This is a genomic window from Mesorhizobium sp. M7A.F.Ca.AU.001.01.1.1, assembly GCF_004022735.1.
Classification (GTDB): domain Bacteria; phylum Pseudomonadota; class Alphaproteobacteria; order Rhizobiales; family Rhizobiaceae; genus Mesorhizobium; species Mesorhizobium ciceri.
In genome coordinates this window covers 1-3,461 of sequence record NZ_RZPF01000700.1, presented here as the reverse complement: position 1 = coordinate 3,461, position 3,461 = coordinate 1, and the positions used below count along the sequence as shown (strand labels likewise).

The following is a 3,461-nucleotide window of genomic DNA, read 5'->3' as shown; positions in this document are numbered from 1 at the left end:
GATGTGGTTGAAGCCGACACCGAAATTGCCAAGTATTCTTGCCCTGACCCCGCCTGCAAAGAGATCCGCGCCAAGCCGATCGGTTACGGTCGGCAGCACGGCATCGGCAAGCAGCAGGGCCTGGCGAAGCTCTTGTTGCTCATAGGGCCGATCGGCTTCATTCAGCGTGACATCGAAATGGTCGCCAAGGCGCTGTTCGACCTCATGCGGCCAGCGCCGGGTAACGATTACCTTCGGTTTGCTCATGGCTACGATCCTCTCAAGCCGCGCGTTCGTGCCGCGGCTGCAAGGTCCGGCCGATCTCGGCGCGGTACCATTCCTGCGCAGCGGCAACACCGGAGCCGGCCTCGATTCGGGCTCCGGCGTCGCGTAACGACATTTCCGCCGAGGCCAGGGCGGCGAGGCACATGACCTCGTTGAGGTCGCCGAGATGGCCGATGCGGAACACGCGGCCAGCCACCTTGCTGAGGCCCGCGCCGAAGGATGTGCGATATCTGGAATATCCGTTGGCGATGACCTGTCTGGCATCGACATCCTCGGGGACGACGATCGCCGAAACCGTATCCGACCACCATTTTTCCTCGTTGGCGCAGAGCTTTAGTCCCCACGCATGCACGCCGCGGCGCACACCTTCGGCGAGCCGGTGGTGCCGGGCAAAAATCTGCTCCAGTCCCTCGGCAAAGATAAGGTCGAGGCTGGCTCTCAGGCCAAGCAGCAACTGCGTTGGCGGCGTATAGGGGAAGAAGCCGGTCTTGGACGAAGCCTGCATATCCTCGAAGCTGAAATAGCAACGCTCCATGCGCGACTGCTTGTGCGCTTCCAGACCCTTGGCGCTCACCGCCAGGATGCCGAGACCGGCAGGCAGCATCAGCCCTTTCTGCGAACCGGTGATGGCGAGGTCGACGCCCCATTCGTCCATCCGGAAATCGATCGAGCCGATCGAACTGACGCCGTCGACGAACAGCAGCGCATCGTGAGCCGTTTCGTCGAGCGCGGCACGCACGCCGGCGACGTCGGACGTCACGCCGGTCGCGGTCTCGTTGTGGGTGGCGAATACCGCCTTGATCTTGCTGCCCTTGTCGTCGCCCAGCCGTTGCCGATAGGCGTCGAGCGGAACCCCCTCACCCCATTCGACATCGATGCAATCGACCTCAAGTCCAAGGCGCTCGGCCATGTCGACCCACAGGTGCGAGAACTGGCCGAAGCGCGACATCAGCACCCGGTCGCCGCGGCTGAGCGTGTTGGAGATTGCCGCTTCCCAGGCGCCGGTGCCTGAGCCCGGAAAGATGAAGACGCTGCCGGTTTCGGTCTTGAAGATCTGCTTCAGGTCGCGAAACAAGGGCAGCACCAGTTCCGGAAAATCCGGTGCGCGCATATCCTGCATCGGCACGTTCATGGCCCGCCGCACAGCGTCGGGAATGTTGGTCGGACCCGGGATAAAGAGATGCGCCGTTCCATTTTTCATGATCTGGTTCTCCTGTTGATATGAGCATCGCCACACACGGGTCGGTGTTGCCGCCTTACGCGAACACAACCGTTTTTCGTCCGTTGATCATCACGCGGGCTTCGAGGTGCCGTTTGATCGCACGCGCCAGAACGCGGCTTTCGATGTCACGGCCGGCCGCGATAAAATCCTCGACGCTCATGGAATGCGTTACCCGCTCGGTTTCCTGCTCGATGATCGGCCCCTCGTCGAGTTGGGCGGTCACATAGTGAGCCGTGGCGCCGATCAGCTTCACTCCGTGCTCGAAAGCCTGGTGATACGGCCGCGCGCCCTTGAAGCTTGGCAGGAACGAATGGTGGATGTTGATGACCTTGCCGAACAGGCGCCCCGCGAGGTCGTCGGAATACACTTGCATGTAGCGAGCCAGGACGACGAGGTCGGCGCCGACGTCCTCGATCACCGCCAGTATCCGGCCTTCCTGTTCCTGCTTGTTCTCCTTCGAGATGGGCAAGACGTGGTAGGGAATGCCAGCCCATGCCGCAGTTTCGCGGCTGTCTTCGTGGTTGGAGATGATCGCTGCGACCTCGGCTTCGAGCCAGCCAACACGGATCTGGTAGATGAGGTGAAGCAATGCATGGTCAAACTTCGAGACCATGATGACGATTTTCGGCCGACGGCTCCGCTCAAGCAGGCGGCTGCTCAGGCCGAAGCGATCCACCACAGGCGCAAGTCCCTTGGTGATGGCATCGGCAGACACCCAGGCGGGCGCCGAAAAGGCAATGCGCATGAAGAAACGGTTCGAGGCCCTGTCCCAATGCTGGCTGCTTTCAGCAATGTTCGTGCCAAGGTTGGCGAGTTCGGTCGTCACTGCCGCTACGATCCCGGCCTGGTCTTCGCAGGACAGCGTCAGAATGAACGACAGTCGAAGCGCTGCACAATTCATCGTTCGTTGACCCGCGGCCAGCACGCCTCGCGATAATCGGCGAACCAGGCAAGCGTCTTTTCCCATCCGCCGAATGGGAAGAAATGGAGGTGTAGTGGCGCGGTCGGCGCCGGGTAGCTTGCCGCCATGGTTTGTAAGATCTCGGCTGGGTTCCGGTCGGCCACGATGTTGAAGAGGCCGCTGGCGGAACGCCGCAGCGCCGCGATCGAAGGGCCGACACCGCACATCATGGCGAACCGGATGAGTTTGGTAAGGCTGGTCACACCGGCCAGACCAACATGAACCGGCAGCCCGGGATGCGCCGTATGCAGACTGCTCGCCCAGGCGGCGATCATGTCGCCATCGAAGGCGAATTGCGATACGACCCTGGCTTCCAGCGACCGCTCGGCACAGATGTCGAGCTTGCGCCGCAATGCGTCCGTCAGCACGGCTTCGACGATGCTTGGATGCCCTTCCGGATAGCCGGCAACGAAGGCGGTTCGTATCGCACTGTCTTTGACCACGGGATGGGCGAGCAACTGGGTTGCCTCTCCCAACGGCCCCGGAAAGAGAGCCGGATTGCCGCCAAGAAAGAGCGCTTCGCTTATCCCGTTTCGACTGTGGGCGGTGACAAGATCGACATAGTCCTGCTCCGAATTGAAGTTCCGCGCGCCCAGATGTGGCACCGGCACAAAGCCCAACTCCTTGATCCGGCGCGCTGCTTCGATTTGCAAAGCCTCGGGCTTGCCGGGAAGGTGAGTAAGAAAGACGCGCGAGCCAAGCGGGAAGCAGTCGGCTGGTGGCGCAAAGGTGCGTGCCTGCGCCGGTGCCAGTTCGATCGACACCTCCGCGTCGAACACAAATGTAGCCGAACCTCGCGTCTGGATAAGCTCTTGGCGCATGTCGTTCATGATCTTTCCAGGTCTCTCCCGACCAGCTTCACGATTTCGCGGCACCGTAGGCCGCGGCAATGGGAGCCGGGCAGACCAGCTGCCCGGCTTGTCGTCACGGGAGGATGCAACGACAGGACTCTCAGTTCTGAAACAGCGTTTCGCTACCCGTTGGCGGCGCGTTTGAGCGACAGGAACGGCAGCC

3 protein-coding genes and 1 pseudogene are annotated in these 3,461 nt (G+C 61.8%); all 4 read right to left on the bottom strand.

Going from position 1 to position 3,461, the window contains the following annotated elements; genetic code table 11:
- Nucleotides 1-246, bottom strand: a pseudogene (locus EN884_RS30130) (D-glycerate dehydrogenase); the annotation flags it as partial.
- Between the two features lie 13 nt (nt 247-259).
- Nucleotides 260-1,465, bottom strand: a complete 1,206-nt coding sequence (locus EN884_RS30125; RefSeq protein WP_063168886.1) for an aminotransferase class V-fold PLP-dependent enzyme — start codon at nt 1,463-1,465, stop codon at nt 260-262.
- Nucleotides 1,466-1,520: 55 nt separating this feature from the next.
- A complete protein-coding gene (gene purU, locus EN884_RS30120) occupies nt 1,521-2,387 on the bottom strand; it encodes a formyltetrahydrofolate deformylase (protein WP_013529881.1) in 867 nt (288 codons plus the stop codon).
- On the bottom strand, nt 2,384-3,268 hold the full coding sequence (locus EN884_RS30115) for a methylenetetrahydrofolate reductase (RefSeq protein WP_063170324.1): 885 nt from the start codon (nt 3,266-3,268) through the stop codon (nt 2,384-2,386). The genes purU and EN884_RS30115 overlap by 4 nt, the downstream gene beginning before the upstream one ends.
- Nucleotides 3,269-3,461: the final 193 nt, after the last annotated feature.